Origin of the sequence: Corallincola spongiicola (assembly GCF_004284785.1) — a bacterium.
GTDB lineage: Bacteria > Pseudomonadota > Gammaproteobacteria > Enterobacterales > Neiellaceae > Corallincola > Corallincola holothuriorum.
In genome coordinates, this window is the sequence record NZ_SHLY01000009.1 from 101027 (window position 1) to 123689 (window position 22663).

General features: G+C 49.2%; 18 protein-coding genes, 2 tRNA genes and 1 pseudogene. 1 reads left to right on the forward strand and 20 read right to left on the reverse strand.

Annotation, left to right across the window (positions count from 1 at the left end; translation table 11 throughout):
* Positions 1 to 101 precede the first annotated feature (101 nt).
* From pnp to rlmE, 14 genes are all read right to left on the reverse strand, one after another.
* Positions 102 to 2231 (reverse strand): polyribonucleotide nucleotidyltransferase, encoded by a 2130-nt coding sequence (pnp, locus tag EXY25_RS18105; RefSeq protein ID WP_130567915.1) that lies wholly within the window; start codon positions 2229 to 2231, stop codon positions 102 to 104.
* 178 nt (positions 2232 to 2409) lie between these two features.
* The gene (rpsO, locus tag EXY25_RS18110; RefSeq protein ID WP_114339814.1) at positions 2410 to 2679 is read right to left on the reverse strand and encodes a 30S ribosomal protein S15; all 270 of its coding nucleotides are present in this window, start codon (positions 2677 to 2679) and stop codon (positions 2410 to 2412) included.
* Positions 2680 to 2776: 97 nt separating this feature from the next.
* Positions 2777 to 3718 (reverse strand): tRNA pseudouridine(55) synthase TruB, encoded by a 942-nt coding sequence (truB, locus tag EXY25_RS18115; RefSeq protein ID WP_130567916.1) that lies wholly within the window; start codon positions 3716 to 3718, stop codon positions 2777 to 2779.
* A complete protein-coding gene (rbfA, locus tag EXY25_RS18120) occupies positions 3718 to 4113 on the reverse strand; it encodes a 30S ribosome-binding factor RbfA (RefSeq protein ID WP_130567917.1) in 396 nt (131 codons plus the stop codon). Before rbfA ends, truB begins: the two co-directional genes overlap by 1 nt.
* Before the next feature lie 95 nt (positions 4114 to 4208).
* A complete protein-coding gene (gene infB / locus EXY25_RS18125) occupies positions 4209 to 6872 on the reverse strand; it encodes a translation initiation factor IF-2 (RefSeq protein WP_130567918.1) in 2664 nt (887 codons plus the stop codon).
* A gap of 26 nt (positions 6873 to 6898) precedes the next feature.
* On the reverse strand, positions 6899 to 8404 hold the full coding sequence (gene nusA / locus EXY25_RS18130; protein WP_114339818.1) for a transcription termination factor NusA: 1506 nt from the start codon (positions 8402 to 8404) through the stop codon (positions 6899 to 6901).
* Between the two features lie 28 nt (positions 8405 to 8432).
* Positions 8433 to 8891, reverse strand: a complete 459-nt coding sequence (rimP, locus tag EXY25_RS18135) for a ribosome maturation factor RimP (RefSeq protein ID WP_114339842.1) — start codon at positions 8889 to 8891, stop codon at positions 8433 to 8435.
* Positions 8892 to 9051: 160 nt separating this feature from the next.
* Positions 9052 to 9128, reverse strand: a tRNA-Met gene (locus tag EXY25_RS18140).
* Positions 9129 to 9216: 88 nt separating this feature from the next.
* Positions 9217 to 9302, reverse strand: a tRNA-Leu gene (locus EXY25_RS18145).
* Positions 9303 to 9309: 7 nt separating this feature from the next.
* Positions 9310 to 9660 (reverse strand): preprotein translocase subunit SecG, encoded by a 351-nt coding sequence (gene secG, locus EXY25_RS18150; protein WP_114339819.1) that lies wholly within the window; start codon positions 9658 to 9660, stop codon positions 9310 to 9312.
* Positions 9661 to 9785: 125 nt separating this feature from the next.
* On the reverse strand, positions 9786 to 11129 hold the full coding sequence (gene glmM, locus EXY25_RS18155) for a phosphoglucosamine mutase (protein WP_114339820.1): 1344 nt from the start codon (positions 11127 to 11129) through the stop codon (positions 9786 to 9788).
* A complete protein-coding gene (gene folP / locus EXY25_RS18160) occupies positions 11130 to 11966 on the reverse strand; it encodes a dihydropteroate synthase (RefSeq protein WP_420810806.1) in 837 nt (278 codons plus the stop codon). It lies immediately after the preceding gene.
* Between the two features lie 75 nt (positions 11967 to 12041).
* On the reverse strand, positions 12042 to 13970 hold the full coding sequence (gene ftsH / locus EXY25_RS18165) for an ATP-dependent zinc metalloprotease FtsH (RefSeq protein WP_114339821.1): 1929 nt from the start codon (positions 13968 to 13970) through the stop codon (positions 12042 to 12044).
* A 45-nt stretch (positions 13971 to 14015) separates the two neighbouring features.
* Complete coding sequence (gene rlmE, locus EXY25_RS18170; protein ID WP_114339822.1) at positions 14016 to 14645, reverse strand: 23S rRNA (uridine(2552)-2'-O)-methyltransferase RlmE; 630 nt, start codon at positions 14643 to 14645, stop codon at positions 14016 to 14018.
* An 85-nt stretch (positions 14646 to 14730) separates the two neighbouring features.
* Between rlmE and yhbY the strand changes: the two genes are divergently transcribed.
* On the forward strand, positions 14731 to 15027 hold the full coding sequence (gene yhbY, locus EXY25_RS18175) for a ribosome assembly RNA-binding protein YhbY (protein ID WP_130567919.1): 297 nt from the start codon (positions 14731 to 14733) through the stop codon (positions 15025 to 15027).
* A gap of 54 nt (positions 15028 to 15081) precedes the next feature.
* On the opposite strand, the gene greA is transcribed toward yhbY, so the two are convergent.
* From greA to EXY25_RS18205, 6 genes and pseudogenes are all read right to left on the reverse strand, one after another.
* Complete coding sequence (gene greA / locus EXY25_RS18180; RefSeq protein ID WP_130567920.1) at positions 15082 to 15558, reverse strand: transcription elongation factor GreA; 477 nt, start codon at positions 15556 to 15558, stop codon at positions 15082 to 15084.
* Positions 15558 to 18782 (reverse strand): carbamoyl-phosphate synthase large subunit, encoded by a 3225-nt coding sequence (gene carB / locus EXY25_RS18185; RefSeq protein ID WP_114339825.1) that lies wholly within the window; start codon positions 18780 to 18782, stop codon positions 15558 to 15560. Before carB ends, greA begins: the two co-directional genes overlap by 1 nt.
* A gap of 23 nt (positions 18783 to 18805) precedes the next feature.
* A complete protein-coding gene (gene carA, locus EXY25_RS18190) occupies positions 18806 to 19945 on the reverse strand; it encodes a glutamine-hydrolyzing carbamoyl-phosphate synthase small subunit (RefSeq protein ID WP_130567921.1) in 1140 nt (379 codons plus the stop codon).
* A gap of 216 nt (positions 19946 to 20161) precedes the next feature.
* Positions 20162 to 20977, reverse strand: a complete 816-nt coding sequence (gene dapB, locus EXY25_RS18195) for a 4-hydroxy-tetrahydrodipicolinate reductase (protein ID WP_130567922.1) — start codon at positions 20975 to 20977, stop codon at positions 20162 to 20164.
* A 166-nt stretch (positions 20978 to 21143) separates the two neighbouring features.
* Positions 21144 to 21986 (reverse strand): hypothetical protein, encoded by an 843-nt coding sequence (locus EXY25_RS18200; protein WP_130567923.1) that lies wholly within the window; start codon positions 21984 to 21986, stop codon positions 21144 to 21146.
* Positions 21987 to 22386: 400 nt separating this feature from the next.
* Positions 22387 to 22663: pseudogene (locus EXY25_RS18205) on the reverse strand (4-hydroxy-tetrahydrodipicolinate reductase); the annotation flags it as partial.

Here is a 22663-nt window from a genome sequence, read left to right on the forward strand (position 1 = left end):
CTTGCTTCAAACCTTGGCCGCAGCCCATTGCGCTATCCTAGCAGGAAGCAAACAAAAAGGGAGCGCAATGCGCTCCCTTTTTTCTCAACAGTTAGACCGACTTAGGCGTCAGCTTTATCTTCTGCTGGCTTCTGTTCCGCAGCAGGCGCTGCTTCTTTGATACTTAAACGTACGCGGCCTTGACGATCAATTTCGATCACTTTAACCGGTACTTTCTGACCAACTTCCAGATAATCAGCCACTTTCTCAATACGCTCAGCAGCGATTTGAGAAATATGGACCAAACCTTCTTTGCCCGGAAGAACGCTCACAAAAGCACCAAAATCAACGATACGTACCACAGTACCTTCGTAGATGCGGTTAACTTCTACTTCTGCAGTGATCTCTTCGATACGACGGATAGCTTCTTTCGCCGCTAAACCATCAGTGGCAGCGATCTTGATAGTGCCATCGTCAGTGATATCGATGCTGGTACCCGTTTCTTCGGTCAGAGCACGGATAACTGCACCACCCTTACCAATTACGTCACGGATTTTCTCAGGGTCGATCTTGATAGTGTGGATGCGCGGTGCAAAATCAGATACATCATCACGGTGACCGCCAATGGCTTCATCCATTACAGACAGGATGTGCAAACGAGCACCTTTTGCCTGATTCAAAGCGATCTGCATGATCTCTTTAGTGATACCTTCGATCTTGATATCCATCTGCAGTGCTGTCACACCACCGTTGGTACCCGCCACTTTGAAGTCCATATCGCCAAGGTGATCTTCATCACCCAAGATGTCAGACAGAACAACGAAATCGTCGCCTTCTTTCACCAAGCCCATCGCGATACCCGCAACAGAGGCTTTGATAGGAACACCTGCATCCATCAGCGCCAACGAAGTACCACAAACTGAAGCCATTGAGCTTGAGCCGTTAGACTCGGTGATTTCAGAAACCACACGCACAGTGTACGGGAACTCTTCTTCGTTAGGCATAACCGCAGCGATACCACGCTTAGCCAAACGGCCGTGGCCAATTTCACGGCGCTTAGGAGAGCCAACAAAGCCAGCTTCGCCCACACAATATGGAGGGAAGTTGTAATGCAGCATGAAACGGTCTGTACGCTCACCCAGCAAAGAATCGATATTCTGAGCATCACGAGCGGTACCAAGCGTAGTCGTCACTAATGCCTGAGTCTCACCACGGGTGAATACTGCAGAGCCGTGAGTACGTGGCAACACACCAGTCATTACATTAAGGGCACGAACCATCTCTGGATCACGGCCATCGATACGTGGCTCACCAGCGATAATACGGTTACGTACAACCGCTTTTTCAATTTTGTACAGTAGTTCAGAAACAGCGCGCTCATCAACGATGGCGTCTTCACCCGCTTCTTCAACAATGGCCGCTAACGCCGCGGATTTAACAGCTTTGGCAGCCACTTGGCGCTCAAGCTTGTCAGTGATCTTATATGCATCACCAAAACCAGCTTCAGACAAAGCTTTCAGTTTGCCGAACAGGGTTTCGTCTTTTTCTGGTGCAGTCCAATCCCAAGCAGGAGTGGCTACTTCAGCTTTAAATTCATTGATTGCAGAAACAACGTTCTGCATCTGGTCATGGCCATAAACAACCGCTTCCAGCATCACTTCTTCAGAAAGCACATCAGCTTCTGATTCAACCATCAGCACAGCGCTTTCGGTACCGGCAACAACCAGGTCCAATTTGCTATTAGCCAGCTCTGACTCCAATGGGTTCAATACGAACTCACCATCGATGTAACCAACGCGGGCACAACCGATAGGACCATTGAAAGGGATACCAGAGATAGACAGGGCTGCAGACGTACCGATCATAGCTACAACATCTGGGTTAACTTCTGGGTTAACCGAGATAACTGTCGCTATCACCTGCACTTCATTCATGAAGCCTTTAGGGAAAAGCGGACGAATTGGACGGTCAATCAGGCGAGCTGTCAGTGTTTCACCTTCAGAAGGACGACCTTCGCGCTTGAAGAAACCACCAGGGATCTTACCAGCAGCATAAGTACGCTCCTGATAGTTCACCGTCAGCGGGAAGAAGTCACGACCTTCGCCGCTATCTTTAACACCAACCACACTCACGAGAACCGTGGTGTCATCCATAGAAGCCAATACAGCGGCTGATGCTTGACGTGCAATAACGCCAGTTTCCAGGGTGACAGTATGTTGACCATACTGAAATGTTTTTATAATGGGATTCACTTGTGTAATTCCTTAATCTATTTTTTCTTTATGCCGTTTTATAGCGGGCGTAATTATACTGGATCCGGCTGTTCTGCCTAGTGAAATGACCCGAATAACTGCAGGAAAGTAAAAATTTAACCGTAAAAACAAAAAAAGAGCCTTATCGGCTCTTTTTTTAACTCGGTCGTAACACGTCTTAGCGACGCAGACCCAGTTTTTCGATCAACGCCAGGTAACGTTCGTTGCTCTTACGCTTCAAGTAATCCAGTAACTTACGACGCTGGCTTACTTTACGCAACAAACCTTGACGGCTGTGGTGATCGTGGATGTGTTCTTTGAAGTGACCCTGCAGCTGGTTGATATCGAAAGTCAGCAGAGCAACCTGAACTTCAGGTGAACCCGTATCGCCTTCGCCACGGCCAAATTCTGCAACCAGTCTTGCTTTTTCTTCAGTACTTAGTGACATCACTATTCTCCAATTTAATAACGTTCCCCCCAATCACTAATTCAGCGGGGAACTGAGGGCGCGTATTCTAACGACCCCCATGGCTGAACGCAAGGGCTCAGCAGTTAGGATTTTGAATTAATCGCTTAGGTGCCACTCGGCCGTCTTCATCGATCTGACCGAGGCCAACAAAACGCCGCTCTTCGCCAACAAAGACACGCACCAAGCCATGAGCCGGGGCTTTGGGTACTTGTACCGGCTGACCATTAAGCAAATAGCCTGCAACTTCGGGTAGCAGGGTGACTTCCGGCAGATCAGCGACAGGGCTATCCGCAGCCATCAACAGCGGATCAAGCAGGGTCGAAGGCTCAATCTCCTGCTCACGCGCCTGTTCCAATAACGCTTCCAGCTGTTCCAGCGTCACCATATTGGCATAGGGGTAATCTCTGACTGCCGTGCGGCGTAACGAAGCAACGTGAGCACCACAGCCCAGCAGTTCACCAAGGTCATCCACTAAACTGCGGATGTAGGTCCCTTTTGAGCAATGCACTTCCAGTGATACTTCATCACCTTCAAAAGCAAGAAGTTTGAGCTCAAAGATGGTAATAGGTCGGGCAGGACGTTCAATTTCGATACCTTGGCGAGCATACCAATAAAGCGGTTTGCCTTCGTGCTTGAGCGCCGAGTACATCGAAGGGACCTGATTGATATCACCACGAAAGGGTTCCAGTGCTTTTACGAGCTCAGCTTCAGATACGTCCACCGCACGCTCAGCAACCACTTCGCCATCCGCGTCGGATGTCGTCGTACGGATCCCTAGCTTCGCCGTCACAACGTAACGTTTATCGGAATCGAGCAGGAACTGACTAAACTTGGTCGCTTCGCCGAGACAAATAGGGAGCATGCCGGTAGCTAACGGATCCAGCGCACCGGTATGCCCCGCTTTCTGAGCAAAAAAGATACGTTTAACACGCTGTAAGGCATGATTGGAAGAGAGGCCTAACGGTTTATCCAGCAATAATACGCCGTCAACAGCGCGGCCTCGGGTACGACGTGCCATTACTCTTCGCTCTCGTCTTTCTTATCTTCACCACGACGAAGTTCATCGTTTTTTACTGCTTGAGAAGCCAAATTAGAGAGACGCATCCCTTCCACTAATGACTTATCAAATTGAAACTTAACTTCAGGCGTGACACGCAGTTTCACCGCACTGCCTAGCAGCATGCGTATCATTTTCTTATGATCTTCCAGCGCTGCCATTGCGCCATCAATCTTCTCCTGTTCATCAAACAGGAAGGTGACAAACACCTTGGCATAGGCCAGATCTCGGGACATTTCGACATCAGACACGGTGACCATACCCAATCGATCATCGCGGATCTCGCGTTGAAGGATCATTGCAATGGCTTGCTGTACCTGCTGTCCAACGCGAAACACGCGGTTGGAATTTGCCATATTATAATTGCCTCTTAATACAAATGGGTTGAGAGCCTTCGCCCTCAACCCATTTCATTACACTTTAAAAGTGACAGTGACGACCTTGCGCAGTATTACAACGTACGCTTAATCTCAACCGTTTCAAATACTTCGATCTGGTCACCGACTTTAACGTCATTATAGTTTTTAACGCCGATACCACACTCTACGCCGTTACGAACCTCATTCACATCGTCTTTAAAGCGGCGCAGTGATTCCAACTCACCTTCGTAGATAACCACGTTTTCACGCAGTACTCGAATTGGTGCGCTGCGCTTAATAATACCTTCGGTCACCATACAGCCAGCAATCGCACCCAGCTTCGGTGACTTAAACACATCACGAACTTCAGCCAGACCAATGATCTCCTGCTTGTACTCAGGCTTAAGCATACCGCTCATCGCCTGGCGTACTTCATCAATCACATCGTAAATCACGCTGTAGTAACGTAAGTCAATGTTCTCGGCATCAACCACTTTACGGGCTGAAGCGTCGGCACGAACGTTAAAACCAACAACAATAGCGTTGGAAGCCGCAGCCAGTGTCACGTCAGTCTCAGTAATACCACCTACGCCATTACCAATAATCTTCACTTTAACTTCGTCGGTCGATAGCTTAGCTAGTGACTCGCTGATCGCTTCCAATGAACCTTGAACGTCGGCCTTAAGCACCAGATTAAGTTCAGAAACTTCACCCTCTTCCATGTTAGCGAACATGTTTTCAAGCTTAGCCTTCTGCTGACGCGCTAGTTTCACATCACGGAACTTGCCTTGACGATAAAGCGCCACTTCACGGGCTTTCTTCTCATCTTTAACAGCCGTGGCTTCATCGCCCGCTGATGGCACACCACTCAAGCCTTGGATCTCAACAGGGATCGATGGGCCTGCATCGGTAATGCTGCGACCTAACTCATCCTTCATCGCACGGATACGGCCATACTCAAGACCACACAGAATAATGTCACCTTGACGTAACGTACCCTGCTGAACCAATACCGATGCGATAGGGCCACGGCCTTTATCAAGGCGTGATTCAATCACGATACCACTTGCCAGACCTTCCGGATTTGCTTTCAACTCCAGAACTTCGGAAACCAGCAAGATAGCTTCTAGCAGTTCATCAATGCCTTCACCAGACTTCGCCGATACATGTACGAACTGTGTATCGCCGCCCCAGTCTTCAGGCAAAACGTCTAGCTGGGCTAGCTCGTTCTTAACGCGATCAGGATCCGCTTCTTCTTTATCGATCTTGTTAACCGCAACAACGATTGGTACATCTGCGGCACGCGCGTGTTGTACCGCTTCTTTTGTTTGCGGCATAACGCCATCATCAGCAGCCACAACAAGTACAACGATATCCGTTGCCTTGGCACCACGAGCACGCATAGAGGTAAACGCTGCGTGGCCCGGTGTATCCAAGAAGGTGACCATACCGTTATCAGTTTCGACGTGATAAGCACCAATGTGCTGGGTAATACCGCCAGCCTCACCATCTGCAACCTTGGCATTACGGATGTAATCCAACAGCGACGTCTTACCATGGTCAACGTGACCCATGATAGTCACAACAGGCGCACGCGTAATCGCTTCACCAGCGTCAGAAGTCGCTGCAGCCATTACCTGCTCTTCCAGTTCGTTCTCTTTTACTAGAACAACTTTGTGACCCATCTCTTCACAGACAAGGGCTGCAGTTTCCTGGTCGATAACCTGATTAATAGTCGCCATAGCGCCCATTTTCATCATAGTCTTAACGACTTCAGCACCTTTAACAGCCATTTTATTGGCTAGTTCAGCTACGGTAATCGCTTCACCGATGCGAACATCACGTTCTACCGGTGCCGCTGGCTTGGTGAAGCCGTGTTGCAGGGCTGTCGGTGCAGGTGTATTGCGACCGCCACGACGGCCTCTATGAGAAACAGCCGGCTGCGCCTTTTTCTTTTTCCGACGACGCGAGCGCTGTTCGGCTTGCTCATCCTGCTTATCTTCGGCTTCCTGCGCATAGCGGTTGGAGTGAAGATGAACATCTTCTTTCTCTTTTGCTTTCCGCGCTTCCTCTTCTTTTTTCCAGCGCTCTGAATTTTCTTCAGCAAGACGTTTGGCTTCTTCCGCTTTGGCGTCCGCTTCTGCTTCGGCTTTACGGCGTAACTCTTCGTCCTGCTTAGCTTTCAAAGCAGCTTCTTCCTGACGAGCGGCTTCTTCAGCTGCACGCTCTTCAGGGCTCTTATTCGCTTCTTCAGCTGCGCGACGCTTAGCATCTTCAGCCTTACGCTTGGCTTCTTCTTCCTTGCGCTTGGCATCTTCAGCCTTGCGTGCAGCCTCTTCTTCCTTACGCTTGGCCTCTTCCTCTGCCTTACGCTGTGCTTCAGCCGCTGCCGCTTGTTCAGCTTCCAGGCGGGCTTTCTCTTCAGCCTCCTGGCGTGCTTGTTCTTCAACTGCACTGCGCTTCACATACGTGCGCTTCTTCCGCACTTCAACCTGAACGGCCTTAGCTTTACCGCCAGCACCGCCGCTTGGCACGCTCAAGGTTGACTTAGTCGTACGACGTAATGTCATACGCTTAGGCTCACCAGCGTCCCCGCCATGCTGCTTATGCAAATGAGAAAGCAGCGCCTGCTTCTCGTCTTCAGTTACCGAATCACTCTCTGATTTAACCATGCCCGCATCAGCAAATTGCTGAAGCAAGCGGTCAACAGGTGTGTTGATCTCACTGGCAAGTTTATTGACTGTGACTTCTGCCATTACCTTCACTACCTCCGTTGCACCGCTTAGTTGGCTTCATCTTCACCAAACCAACAGATATTTCTAGCGGCCATAATTAACTCGCCAGCACTCTTAGCATTTAACCCATCTATATCGAGGAGATCATCAGTGCCTTGTTCAGCTAGATCTTCCAGGGTACAAACGCCTTTGCTCGCGAGTACATAGGCCATGTGTTGTTCCATACCTTCGAGGTTCAGCAGATCTTCTGCCGGCTCAGCCCCTTCGAGGCTTTCCTCTTCCGCCAGAGCTTGCGTGGTCAGTGCATCTTTCGCACGGGTACGCAGCTCTTCGACCAGATCGTCATCTAGCCCTTCGATTTCAAGTAACTCTGCGGCCGGAACATAAGCAATCTCTTCCAGCGTACTGAAACCTTCATCTGCCAACAGGGCAGCAAACTCTTCATCGATACCCAAACCATCAACAAACACCTTAATAACAGATGCAGCTTCCGCTTGATGCTTGGCATTCATATCTTCTTGCGTCATCACATTCAGTTCCCACTCAGTCAATTGACTGGCAAGACGAATGTTTTGACCGTTACGACCAATAGCCATGGCTAAATTATCAGCTTCCACAGCTACATCCATGGTGTGCTTGTCTTCATCAACAATGATGGAAGCAACATCCGCAGGCGCCATGGCATTAATAACGTACTGCGCGGCATTGTCATCCCACAGCACAATATCAACACGCTCACCGCCAAGCTCACCAGAAACCGCTTGGACACGACTACCACGCATACCAACACACGCTCCCACAGGATCGATGCGACGGTCATTGGTTTTCACTGATATCTTCGCTCGTGACCCAGGATCGCGTGCGGCGGCCATGATTTCAATCATCTCTTCGCCGATCTCTGGCACTTCAATGCGGAACAGTTCAATCAGCATTTCAGGGCGGCTGCGGCTTAAGAATAACTGAGCACCACGGGCTTCAGGACGAACAGAGAACAATAAGGCTCTTACCCGATCGCCAGGACGGAACGTCTCACGTGGCAACATCTCTTCGCGATACAACACAGCTTCTGCGTTGCTACCCAAATCAATAATCACGCTATCGCGATTCACTTTCTTGACCACTCCAGTGACTAACTCACCTTCCTGATCCTGAAATTGCTCAACAACCTGCGCACGCTCTGCTTCACGTACCTTCTGAACGATAACCTGCTTTGCAGTTTGCGTCGTGATACGGTCAAACTTAACCGACTCAATCTGCTCTTCAACATATTCGCCAGGAGTGATCTCCGGCTCATCCACCTGCGCAGCAGCTAACGTGATCTCGGCGTATGGATTTTCTAATCCGCTGTCTTCAAGTTCGACTACAAGCCAACGGCGATAAGTATCGTATTGACCCGTCTTACGGTCGATCTCAACACGTACTTCTATATCACCTTCATATTTCTTTTTTGTTGCGGTGGCCAGTGCTATCTCTAGCGCCTCGAAGATCTTTTCCCGCGGTACTGCTTTTTCGTTGGATACTGCGTCAACGACCAGCAAGATCTCTTTGTTCATCTCGAATGCCTCGCTTCGCCAAGTCCCATCAATCAAAGATAGGGACAATGTTGCCCTTTCGTACGTTATTCAACGCAATCAGAGCCTCTTCGCCATCTACTTTCAACGTCAGGGTATCACCCTCTACCGCCAGCAAATCGCCGGTAAATTTTCGCCGCCCATTAACAGGCAACACGGTCTGTAAACTCACTTTTTGTCCAACCACTGCTTCATAATGGGCGCGTTTGAACAAAGGACGAGCCATACCCGGAGAAGAAACCTCCAAGTTATATTCGCCCGCAATAGGATCTTCGACATCAAGTACAGCGCTCACTTGGCGGCTAACTTCCGCACAATGTTCAACGGTGATGCCGTCTTCATGATCGATATAGAGACGCAGCACAGAGCTACGCCCAGCACGGATAAGCTCCAGACCCAGCAACTCCAGCCCTGTCGCTTCGACAGCTGGCTCTAGCATGATGGTCAATTTTGATTCGAGCTTCGCCAAATCAGTTCTCCACAAATAAAAAAAGGGCATAACGCCCCTAGCTGATACAACCTGCGGTAGCTAACAGAGCAGTAAATAACAAAAAGCCCCGTGTCTTAGCTGCGGGGCTTAAAGCGATACCCTCTGTGCGCCGTGGGCGCTTACCTCGTTAAAGGTAAAGTGGTTGCGGGAGCCGGATTTGAACCGACGACCTTCGGGTTATGAGCCCGACGAGCTACCAGACTGCTCCATCCCGCGCCAACAAGGTCTGAATTATATTCAGCTGCCTATCCATAGGCAAGTAAGTAAATAAAAGGCCGACGAATTGTCAGCCTTTTATTGAAATTGGTGCCGAGAGCGGGACTTGAACCCGCACGTCCATAGGACACTACCCCCTCAAGATAGCGTGTCTACCAATTCCACCACCTCGGCAAACGCTTTAGTTTGGAATATCGTCCTTGGCATCTTCAGGTGCAGCGGGTGCTGCAGGAGCAACAAGCTCTTCTGCAACCACAGGCGCTTCACCACCAAGGTTATTCCAATCTTCCTCTTGCTTAACTGCATTTGCAGTTAGGTTGCCGAGCAACAAGCTAAGGATAAAAAATGAGGTTGCAAGGACAGCCGTGGTACGAGTAAGAAAATTACCTGAACCAGATGCACCAAACAAAGTACCGGAAGCACCAGCACCAAATGAAGCACCCATGTCTGCACCTTTACCACGCTGGAGCAACACCAAGCCGATAAGCGAAAGTGCTACCAACAGATACAGAACTAATAAAACCTCGTACATGCTAATCTTCCCGAAGTGCAGCCTAGCTGCGTTCCTAACAAACCACCTCATTTCAAGGCGGGCAGATATTAACTAATGCGGCCCTCTGTTACAAGAGCCGTAGCAATAAAATTACATTTAACTGGTCAGGCTTTAACCGACTCTTCTACTTGAGTAGCAATCTGCTGCGCACATTGCTTAACCAGCGCGGCATCTTCGCCTTCAACCATCACTCGGATCAAGGGTTCCGTGCCGGACTTGCGAAGTAACACACGCCCTTTATCAGCTAACGCCTTCTCAGCGTCTTGCACAGACTTTTGAACGCTTTCAGCAGCAAGCGGATCCGCACCTTGTGGATAGCGAACATTGATGAGTAACTGCGGGTATTTTTTCATCCCTTTGCGCAACTCTTTCAGCTCAAGATGCGAGTTTTGCATTGCCGTTAACACACGCAATGCGGCAACAATGCCGTCGCCCGTGCTGGTATGGGCTAAGTTAATAATATGACCAGAGCCTTCACCGCCGATGGACCACCCCTTCTCAAGCAGCGCCTCCATCACATAACGGTCACCCACTTTAGCGCGTACGAAAGGAATGCCGAGCTCGCGTAAGGCAACTTCCATCCCCAGGTTACTCATCAAGGTGCCAACCACACCACCTTTCAGCGAACCATTACGCAGCTCATCTCTGGCAATGATATAAACCAGCTCGTCACCGTCGACAACAACACCATCCCGGTCAACCATCATCACTCGGTCACCGTCACCATCAAATGCAATACCCAGGTCGGCCTGATGTTCAACCACAGCCTTGCTGATCGCATCCATCGCCGTGGCGCCACACTTTTCATTGATATTCACACCGTCAGGAGAGATACCAATTGGGATCACTTCCGCGCCCAGTTCGGAAAATACAGCAGGTGCAATATGGTAAGTAGCACCATTCGCGCAATCGACAACAATCTTCATCCCAACCAAAGACATACCTGAGGGGAAGTTGCTTTTACAAAACTCGATATAGCGCCCTGCCGCATCATCAATACGGATCGCTTTACCTAATTTTTCACAATCAACGCAAGTCAGCGGCTTATCCAGTTCGGCTTCAATCGCTAACTCAAGATCGTCATCAAGCTTGGTGCCATCTGCTGAGAAAAACTTTATGCCGTTATCATAAAACGGGTTATGGGATGCACTGATCACGATCCCCGCTTCGGCTCGGAATGTTCTTGCTAGGTAAGCAATCGCAGGGGTTGGCATAGGACCTGTAAACGCGGCCTTTAGCCCGGCAGCGGCCAATCCGGCCTCAAGAGCCGATTCCAACATGTAGTTGGAGATACGCGTATCCTTACCTATCAAGACGGTTCGGCTGCCCTCTTTCGCCAAAATACGGCCTGCAGCCCAGCCCAATTTTAAGAAAAATTCAGGGGTAATCGGAAACTCTCCAACTCGCCCTCGGACGCCATCGGTACCAAAATATTTACGTTCGCTCACCTAAACACTCTCCTGTAGCGTTGCTCGCACTATATTCATAGCCTCAACGGTTTCTTTGACATCATGCACTCTGACGATGTGACAGCCTTTCATTGCCGCAATAACAGCACCGGCAACACTGCCAATCACACGTTCAGAAATATCATTGTTGAGCACCTGGCCGATCATGCTCTTACGAGATAATCCGACCAATAGTGGACGATCAAGTTCATGAAACTGATCCAACTGATTAAGTAACTGGTAATTGTGATCGCCACTTTTTCCAAAACCAAACCCGGGATCGATAAGAATTCGACTGCGTTCGATACCTGCATTCACGCATTCATCAATACGGTCTTCGAAAAAATGGCGGATATCAGAGATTAAGTCGCCATACTGCGGGGTATCCTGCATTGTACGGGGCTCCCCTTGCATGTGCATAAGACACACAGGAACGCGACTTGCAGCAACCGCCTGCAATGCGCCAGGGGCTTGTAATGCGCGAACATCGTTGATCAGATCCGCGCCCGCTGATATGCCTTGACTTATCACCTCAGCCTTACTGGTATCGAGCGAGACCAAGACATCCAAATTCGCCTTTACAGCCTCAATCACTGGGATCACTCGAGCTAACTCTTGGTCCACAGAGACGGCGTCGGCGCCCGGACGTGTCGACTCTCCTCCGATATCAATAAATGTCGCGCCTGCAGCTACCATCGCCTCAGCTTGCCTGAGTGCCGCATCCAACTGGCCATACTTACCGCCATCAGAAAAAGAGTCGGGCGTTACATTAAGTATTCCCATGACCTGAGGCGCTTTTAATACCAAGCAGCGATCTGAAAATTTAATCCGATACACAGTTGCAACTCTATTCGCTAAATGTAAAAACGCCCTGTATCAACAGGGCGGATTTTATTCTAAAACCAAAACAAACTATTTCGCTGGCGCATCATCCGGTGTTACAGACGGTGGCACAGACGCTTCATCGGTACTGGCTGACGCACTGCCTGTATCAGAATCATCAGAGCTATCACTATCAACCCAATCCGCAGGTTCACGCACGTCAACGCGCGCCATCAGGTCATCGATCTGCTTCGCATCGATAGTCTCATACTTCATCAACGCATCTTTCATCGCGTGCAAAATATCGAGATTATCATTAAGGATCTGCAGGGAACGCGTGTAGTTGCGATCGATAACACGCTTAATCTCTTCATCAATGGCACGTGCCGTCTCATCAGACATATGCTTAGCTTTCGCCACACTACGTCCCAAGAACACTTCGCCCTCTTCTTCGGCGTAGAGCAAAGGTCCCATCTTTTCAGACAAGCCCCATTGGGTCACCATCTTGCGCGCTAAATCAGTCGCTCGCTCGATGTCATTTGATGCGCCGGTTGTCACCTTCTCGGCACCAAAAATTATCTCTTCCGCCAAACGTCCACCAAACAGGCTGGAGATCATACTTTCTAAGTGCTGCTTGCTGTAACTAACACGATCTTGCTCTGGCAGGTACATGGTCACACCCAGCGCGCGACCACGAGGGATAATACTGACCTTGTAAACCGGATCATGCTCAGGTACTAAGCGACCGACAATCGCGTGACCCGCTTCATGATAAGCGGTCATCGTTTTCTCATCTTCACTCATCACCATGGACTTACGTTCGGTGCCCATCAGGATCTTATCCTTGGCCTTTTCGAACTCTTCCATCGCGACCAAGCGCTTGTCACCTCGAGCAGCGAACAAAGCCGCTTCATTGACCAAGTTAGCTAAATCAGCACCGGAGAAACCTGGTGTACCACGGGCGATGACAGAAGCTTTCACATCATCCGCAAGCGGCACTTTACGCATATGTACTTTAAGAATTTGCTCGCGACCACGGATGTCCGGCAGACCAACGGTTACCTGGCGGTCAAAACGGCCAGGACGCAGTAAAGCAGGGTCTAAAACGTCAGGACGGTTAGTGGCAGCAATAACAATAATGCCCTCATGCCCTTCAAAGCCATCCATCTCAACCAACATCTGGTTCAATGTCTGCTCACGTTCATCATGACCACCACCTAAACCCGCGCCGCGCTGACGACCTACCGCATCGATCTCATCGATAAAGATGATGCATGGTGCTGCTTTCTTGGCTTGCTCGAACATATCCCGAACACGGGATGCACCAACACCAACGAACATCTCAACGAAATCTGAGCCAGAAATGGTGAAGAAAGGAACTTTAGCTTCGCCGGCAATTGCTTTAGCTAACAGCGTCTTACCTGTACCAGGAGGACCAATCAACAGCACACCTGTCGGGATCTTACCGCCGAGCTTCTGAAACTTGGAAGGCTCGCGAAGATAATCGACTAATTCACCGACCTCTTCTTTCGCTTCGTCGCAGCCCGCGACATCAGAAAAAGTCGCTTTGACTTGGTCTTCGTTCATCAACCGCGCTTTGCTCTTACCAAACGACATGGCACCTTTGCCACCGCCGCCCTGCATTTGGCGCATGAAGAAGATCCAAACACCGATCAACAGCAGCATGGGGAACCAAGAGATGAAAATCTGCGCCAAGAAGCTTTGCTGCTCCTCTGGCGTACCAACCACTTTCACCTTTGCTTTCAGCAGCTCATTCATGAGCGCTTCGTCGTACATTGGAAGCACAGTCTCAAACGACTCGTTACCGCCGGTCAGGCCAGTAATTGTCTTGCCATCGATCCTAACTTCTCTAACTTGGCCGTTATTAACCTGCTCAATGAACTGGGTGTAATCGATGGTCTTTCCAGCACTATCTTTTGTGGAAATACCTTGCACTACAGACATTAAAACAACTGCAATGACTAGCCAAAGAATGAGATTTTTTGCCATATCGCTCAAGGGTGCTGCCTCTTCGCCGCAATAACTTAACTAAACGCTAGGGTACTACAGTTTGTAACCGCTAGCCACGATGTAAACTTCCCGGGAGCGAGCCCGCGAGGAATCAGGTTTTCTAATCTTAACGCTTGTAAATGCAGACCGCACATTTTGCAAAAAGTTATCAAAGCCATCGCCTTGAAAAACTTTCACCACAAACCTGCCATTGGCGGCCAACACTTGATGACACATATCCAAAGCCAGCTCAATCAAATATATTGACCGAGACTGATCAACGGTGCCATGACCACTCATGTTTGGCGCCATATCAGACAAAACAAGATCGACTTTGTCATCTCCCACATAGTCGAGTAACGCAGTTAATACGTTCTCTTCACGAAAATCACCCTGTAAAAAGGCCACGCCAGCAATCGGGTCCATAGGTAAAATATCGCAGGCGATCACTCGCCCTGATTCACCCACCAGTTCGGCGGCCAATTGTGACCAGCCTCCAGGTGCTGCACCTAAATCTACGACGGTGTCCCCTGAACGGATTAATTTATCTTGCTGCTGTAGCTCTTCGAGCTTAAATACAGCACGACTACGCAGGCCCCTTTTCTGAGCCTCCTGGACATATTTGTCATCAAAATGCTCCTTGATCCAGCGGCTACTGCTGGCTGAGCGCTTCTTTTTACTCATCTATTCTGTGATCACAATTAGTAGTTATCTAGTTAATGGAGGTAAACTATAGCGGATTCAAGTAAAGCGACAAAAAAGAGCGGTCATGCAACTAACAAACAAGCAAAAACAATTTTTAAAATCGATGGCCCATTCATTGCGCCCAGTCGTGCTCCTTGGGGCTAACGGATTAACAGAAGGTGTATTGGCCGAGATAGAAATAGCACTCGCCCACCATGAATTAATCAAAGTGAAGCTACCTGGCGATGATCGCGAAATGCGTAATGCTGTGATCGATACCATTGTGCGCGAGACAAACGCAGTCAAAGTCCAGTTAATCGGTAAAACAGTGATTTTGTATCGTCCAAGCGATGATAAGAAAATTGAACTACCAAAAAAGTAGGCACCTAACGATCAAAAAAGGCCGCATTAGCGGCCTTTTTTATCAAGCGTTCGATTAGATATACTCGATTTCAACAATCTCGTACTCAACCACACCATTTGGCGTCTTAACCTCAGCCACATCATCGATTTCTTTACCGATAAATGCTCTGGCAATGGGTGAATTAACACTCACCAGATTCTGCTTAATATCAGCCTCATCATCGCCAACAATACGGTAAGTCGATTCAACATCTGAATCGATATTGAGAACCTTAACCGTCGCGCCAAAGATTACTTTGCCGTTATTAGGCACCTTAGTCACGTCAATGATTTGGGCATTCGATAGTTTCGCTTCAATCTCTTGAATGCGCCCTTCACAGAAGCCCTGCTGCTCGCGAGCAGCGTGGTACTCTGCGTTTTCTTTCAAATCACCATGCTCTCGAGCATCCGCAATAGCGGCAATGATTTTCGGACGACGCTCAGACTTAAGGTAGTTAAGCTCAGTCCGCAGCGCATCTGCGCCAGCGGTTGTCATAGGTATTTTGATCATTACTTAGCTGCTTTCTTATGTAACTCTTGCACTGAGATCACAGAGCTTCTGTCATCTACGGTGTGCGCCATACAGGTCGCGAACGCGCCATTAAGGGTCGTAGTGTAGTTCACTTGCTGACGCAGTGCTGCACGACGCAGAGGCACTGAATCTACAATTGTCTGACGACCTTCAGTGGTGTTAACTATATAGCTGTACTCACCGTTCTTCAGGCGATCAAGGATGTGAGGACGGCCTTCGTGTACCTTGTTAACTAAACGAGGATTAACACCGGCTTCACCAAGCACCACGGCAGTACCATGGGTGGCATCCAATTCGTAGCCCAATTCAACCAAGCGCTTCGCTAAATCAACCACCCGCTTCTTATCACTATCGCGAACAGACAGCAGAGCACGGCCAGCTTTACGTGGCGGGTTCTTGTTGGCACCTAACTCCGCCTTGGCAAAAGCTTCAGCGAACGTTTCTCCAACACCCATCACCTCGCCAGTAGAACGCATCTCTGGACCGAGGATAGGATCAACACCAGGGAACTTGTTAAACGGCAGCACCACTTCTTTCACTGAGTAATACGGTGGCACCACTTCAGATGTCACACCTTGATCCGCCAAGCTCTGACCGACCATGACACGCGCAGCCACCTTGGCTAAAGCAACTCCGGTCGCTTTCGAAACAAATGGCACAGTACGAGCACCACGAGGATTCACCTCAATCAGGTAGATCTCATCGTCTTTGACTGCAAACTGCACATTCATCAAACCAACAACACCGAGCTCAAGCGCCAATTTCCGTACTTGCTCACGCATGCGATCTTGGACATCAGCACTTAGTGTGTAAGGTGGCAACGAACAACCGGAATCACCTGAGTGAACACCTGCTTGCTCGATATGTTCCATGATCCCGCCGATCACCACATCTTTGCCATCACAAATAGCATCGATATCGATCTCAATGGCGTCATCGAGGAAACGATCTAATAGCACTGGTGACTCATTTGACACGCTCACCGCTTCGTTGAAGTAACGGCGCAGGTCAATCTCATCGTAAACAATCTCCATGGCGCGGCCACCAAGTACATAGGAGGGGCGTACAACCAATGGATAAGTGATCTTTTCAGCCAACGCGACCGCTTCTTCCAATGCCGTTACAGTTGCATTCTCAGGCTGCTTCAAGCCAAGTCGCTCAACTGCTTGCTGGAAACGTTCACGATCTTCAGCACGGTCAATTGCATCTGGGCTGGTACCGATAATTGGCACCCCTGCCGCTTCGAGTGCACGCGCCAGCTTAAGTGGTGTTTGACCACCGTACTGTACGATCACCCCTTTAGGCTTCTCGACACGGACAATCTCCAACACGTCTTCCAGTGTGACCGGCTCAAAATAGAGGCGATCAGAGGTGTCATAATCGGTAGAAACCGTTTCAGGGTTACAGTTAACCATGATGGTTTCATAACCATCTTCACGCATTGCCAATGCCGCATGTACACAGCAATAATCGAACTCGATACCCTGGCCAATGCGGTTTGGTCCGCCACCGATAACCATGATTTTATCATTGTCAGTCGGATCGGCTTCGCACTCTTCATCATAAGTCGAGTACATATACGCGGTGTCAGTTGAAAATTCTGCAGCGCAGGTATCGACGCGCTTGTATACAGGGAAGATTTCATGACGTGTACGTAGCTTACGCAGTTCAGCTTCAGAGACACCTAGTAAGGTCGCCAAACGGGCATCGGCAAAACCTTTACGCTTCAAGCCGCGCAACAAGTCAGCCGTCAAGCCAGCCATACCCAGTTCTTTCAGATTCTTCTCTTCGCTGATAAGGTCTTCGATCTGTACTAAGAACCAACGATCGACGTTGGTCAACTTAAACACTTCGTCAAGGCTCATGCCCGCACGGAATGCGTCGCCTATGTACCAGATACGATCCGCACCCGGCTCTTGTAATTCATGACGGATCTTCGATTTCGCTTCGGCATCGTCCAGATTGACGATAGGATCAAAGCCGGTGGCACCCACTTCAAGCCCACGCAACGCTTTCTGCAGAGATTCCTGCTGGTTACGGCCAATAGCCATCACTTCGCCAACAGACTTCATCTGCGTCGTTAAGCGATCATTCGCACCGGCAAATTTTTCGAAGTTAAACCGCGGCACCTTGGTAACAACATAATCGATCGCAGGTTCAAAACTCGCTGGAGTTTTACCACCCGTAATGTCATTAAGTAGCTCATCAAGGGTATAACCCACTGCCAACTTGGCAGCGACTTTAGCGATAGGAAAGCCGGTAGCTTTTGAAGCCAGCGCAGACGAACGGCTCACTCGCGGGTTCATCTCAATAATAACCATACGACCATCAGCCGGATTAACACCGAACTGAACGTTCGAGCCGCCAGTTTCTACACCGATCTCACGCAATACCGCCATCGATGCATTACGCATCAACTGATACTCTTTGTCAGTCAGTGTTTGCGCTGGCGCGACAGTGATTGAATCACCCGTGTGGACACCCATGGCGTCAAAGTTTTCGATGGAACAGACGATGATGCAGTTGTCATTTCGATCCCGCACCACTTCCATCTCATACTCTTTCCAGCCGATCAATGATTCATCAATCAACAATTCACTGGTCGGAGAAAGCTCTAAACCGCCGCTACAGATGTCATCGAACTCTTCGATGTTATAGGCAATACCACCACCCGAGCCGCCCATGGTAAACGAAGGGCGAATAATACAAGGGAAGCCAATTCGCGACAGAACATCATGGGCTTCGTCCATGGTATGCGCGGTTTCTGCACGAGGCGTTTCCAGACCAATGGCCTTCATCGCCTTATCAAAGCGGTCACGATCTTCAGCTTTATCGATGGCGTCGGCAGTTGCGCCAATCATCTCAACGCCAAATTTCTCCAGCACGCCTTCACGTTCAAGTTCCAAGGCACAGTTCAGTGCCGTCTGGCCACCCATCGTCGGCAATACAGCATCTGGACGCTCTTTCTCGATGATCTTAGCAACCACTTCCCAGTGAATTGGTTCGATGTAGGTAGCATCGGCCATCTCCGGGTCAGTCATGATAGTCGCCGGGTTTGAGTTCACCAGAACAACCCGGTAGCCCTCTTCCCGTAGTGCCTTACACGCCTGCGCGCCTGAATAGTCAAATTCACAGGCCTGCCCGATCACAATCGGACCAGCGCCAAGAATCAATATGCTTTGTATGTCTGTACGTTTTGGCATTGTCTACCCTTGCTGCGAATCTGTTACTTGGCTTTGCGTTGTTCAATAAGTTCGATGAAATGATCGAACAGCGGCGCCGCATCATGTGGGCCGGGGCTTGCTTCAGGGTGTCCCTGAAAACTAAACGCTGGCTTATCTGTGCGATGAATGCCTTGCAGTGACCCATCAAACAATGAGGTATGCGTTGCACGCAAAGTCTCTGGCAGTGTTGTCTCATCAGCAGCAAAACCGTGATTCTGGCTGGTGATCATCACTACATTGTTATCATGATCTTTCACTGGGTGGTTGGCCCCGTGGTGACCAAACTTCATCTTCACTGTCTTCGCACCGCTGGCCAATGCCAGTAACTGATGTCCGAGACAGATACCAAAGATCGGTATGTCGGTTTGCAGAAAACTCTTGATAGCAGAGATAGCGTAATCGCAAGGCTCTGGATCGCCAGGACCATTTGATAGGAAGATGCCATCAGGGTTCATAGCCAGCACATCTTCCGCAGGGGTTTGTGCAGGAACCACAGTCAAACGACAACCTCGATCAACCAACATACGCAGAATATTGCGTTTGGCGCCAAAATCGTATGCAACCACATGGAAAGGCAATGAAGTAGCTTCCGGTGACGTGTGGCCACTACCCAATTGCCAGCTACCCGCTGTCCAACTGAATGACTCTTTAGTCGTGACCTCTTTCGCCAGATCCATTCCCTTCAATCCTGGGAATGCCAGCGCAGCCGCTTTTGCTGCTGCTTCGTCAACCGTTTCACCAGCAACAATACACCCAGCCTGAGCGCCTTTCTCTCGCAGAATACGTGTCAGTTTGCGGGTATCAATATCGCAGATGCCGACAACGTTATTGCGCTTGAGATAATCAGAGAGCGTCTCTTCATTTCTGAAGTTGCTAGCCAACAGAGGCAGATCTCGGATAACCAGGCCTGTTGCCCAGATATTCGCAGACTCTTCATCTTCACTATTGGTACCGGTGTTACCGATATGGGGATAAGTCAGCGTGACAATTTGACGTGCATAAGATGGATCAGTCAGTATCTCCTGATAACCGGTCATTGAAGTATTAAAAACAACTTCACCGACCGACTGACCGTCAGCGCCTATGGAACGACCGCGAAAAACAGTGCCATCAGCTAGCACCAGTAGAGCGGGTTTATTCAAGATAACCTCCACGTTGGCAGCAAAATGGGAGTAAACACAAGGTCTTACTCCCATTAACTGGTCTAAATAGACCGAACAAAAACTTCTTTACCGAAACGGTGGCAAATTCCGCGCATTCTAGTACAACTCTGGGTTGACGTCTATCACAGATTTCACCATTTACATTTTTTTAACTTTATCAGTACATTTCCGCTCGAAACGCTCAAAACTGAGGGTTTAATCCTTCAATCCAAGCACATCTTGCATGTCATAAAATCCTGATTGTTTACTTTTGAGCCAGGCAGCTGCACGCACTGCGCCATTGGCAAATGTCATACGACTAGAGGCTTTGTGAGTGATCTCTACACGCTCACCGATGTCCGCAAACATCGCCGTATGCTCGCCTACTAGGTCACCAGCACGGATGGTAGCGAAACCGATCGTGTCGCGCTCACGCTCGCCGGTAATACCTTCACGGCCATAAACAGCCACCTTATTCAAATCCCGGCCCAACGTATCAGCGATCACTTCGCCCATACTCAGTGCAGTTCCAGAAGGCGCATCAACTTTATGGCGATGGTGACCTTCAATGATTTCAATGTCAGTGTAGTCGCCCATCACCTTTGCAGCAGTCTCCAGCAGTTTAAACAGCAAGTTCACGCCAACGCTGTAGTTTGACGCCATCATGATGGCGCAGCTTTGACTGGCCGCATCTATTTGCGCTTTTTGTTCGTCGGTAAAGCCTGTTGTACCTATAACGATCTGCTTACCGTGTTGCTGGCACCACTCAATATTGGCCAATGTGGCGTCAGGTGCAGTGAAATCAATCACCACATCAACAATCCCTTCAAGACCTTCCAGTCCGCCAGAGATCTCAACTCCCAGTTTACCTACGCCAGCAAACTCACCGAGATCAGCGCCAATCAAGCTGCTACCTGGACGTTCAAAGCCCGCAACTAACTCAACAGCTTCGCTATCAAAAGCGGCATTTAGCAGGTTCTTTCCCATGCGACCGGCACAGCCGGCGATGGCGACTCGGATAGTGTCTGACATCGGTTTACTCTGAATGGTTATGCAATTTAGGTGCGTACTATACCGTTTAGCAACGTTTTTGGCTAAAGGATTGTGGTTAGAAAACGCTGCATTAGAAAATCACTGGGTTTAGAGATAGATATAGAAAAGCCCGCGTTAGCGGGCTTTAAATCAAAGCATGGCAGCTTTAGTTCGTTTTACGGCGCAGAGCCCCAAAACCTAACAACCCCAGCATAGCCAAGGCGATAGTTTGTGGCGCGTCCACATCTGCGCCCTGCACTGACACAACCCCCTCGTACCAAGTTGAGTAATCTTCGCTGTAGGTGTTATTACATGTAAGATTATACTCATCAACAGCTACGCACAGCGATTCATTGTAATAAGACGACTCTGACACCGAAACTGTCGCGCCATCAGCTCCCCAAAGCAGCGCCAATACCTCATCAAAGGTATACTCAAGCACATCATCAGCACTGAATATCTGGTCAAGAGTAATATGAGCATCCCACCGATAGCCGCCATAAGATTGTTCCATGCCAAGATCTGTCTCTACCAAATCGCCAAACGCTGACATTCCCCAAGACAAGCTTAAATTCACATAGCCTGAATCCGTAATCGACGGATTAATATAATCATCAAAATAAGAGTATTGACCAATGCTGTCAGAATCATGGCTCATGAGGGCAGCAAAAGGGTTATTTTCCAGTAGAGTCCCTGACAGAGGCGTAAATGGCTGTGCAGCTAGCGCGCCGCCTCCAAAGGAGCTTGATGAACTGGTGTGATTTGAGTCAGCCCAACCGGCGTAATACGTTTCTTTATTGGAATAGTCCCAGGTCGGGGTACCAACAGATATCTCGGTCGAAAATTCCTCTAAGTCTTTAGCATAACCATCATAGCTATAATCGACGCCATCAAACTGAAAAATACTGACATAACTCCCACCTTGCAAATCTAACGAGAGCTGCGCTGCATTAACCGAAGGGGCGATCACAGACGCGAGGAGTACGGTATTGAGTAGTAACTTCTTCATTTTGCTTTCCTTGCCACAACATAATTCGGCGGAAGATAGACTGCAGCAAAAGATAGTCAGGTAACCATAAAGGTGCATCTATCGTTGCGGAGCATATTAGGGAGGGTAGGCTTCCGATCCCAAGTCGCACTTCCATTTAGGATGGCTATTTTTACACCAAAACTAATTGAGGGAAAGCTATTTTTCTTTTGATCAAAAAGATAACTGTTTATTTATATAGATAAAAAAGCCGGCGCATAAGCGCCGGTTTGGTTTACTAGCAATAGCTAGGAAGTAATGGCAAAGATTACTCAGGCTGACATACTGTTAACGAGCCCATCACCTTTGCAGCAGTCTCCAGCAGTTTAAACAACAAGTTCACGCCAACGCTGTAGTTTGACGCCATCATGATGGCGCAGCTTTAACTGGCCGCATCTATTTGTGCTTTTTGCGCATCGGTAAAACCCTTCGTGCCGATAGCAATCTGCTTACCGTGTTGCTGGCACCACTCAATCTTGGCCAATGTGGCGTCAGGTGCAGTGAAATCAATCACCACATCAACAATCTCTTCAAGACCTTCCAGTCCGCCAGAGATCTCAACTCCCAGTTTACCTACGCCAGCAAACTCACCGAGATCAGCGCCAATCAAGCTGCTACCTGGACGTTCAAAGCCCGCAACTAACTCAACAGCTTCGCTG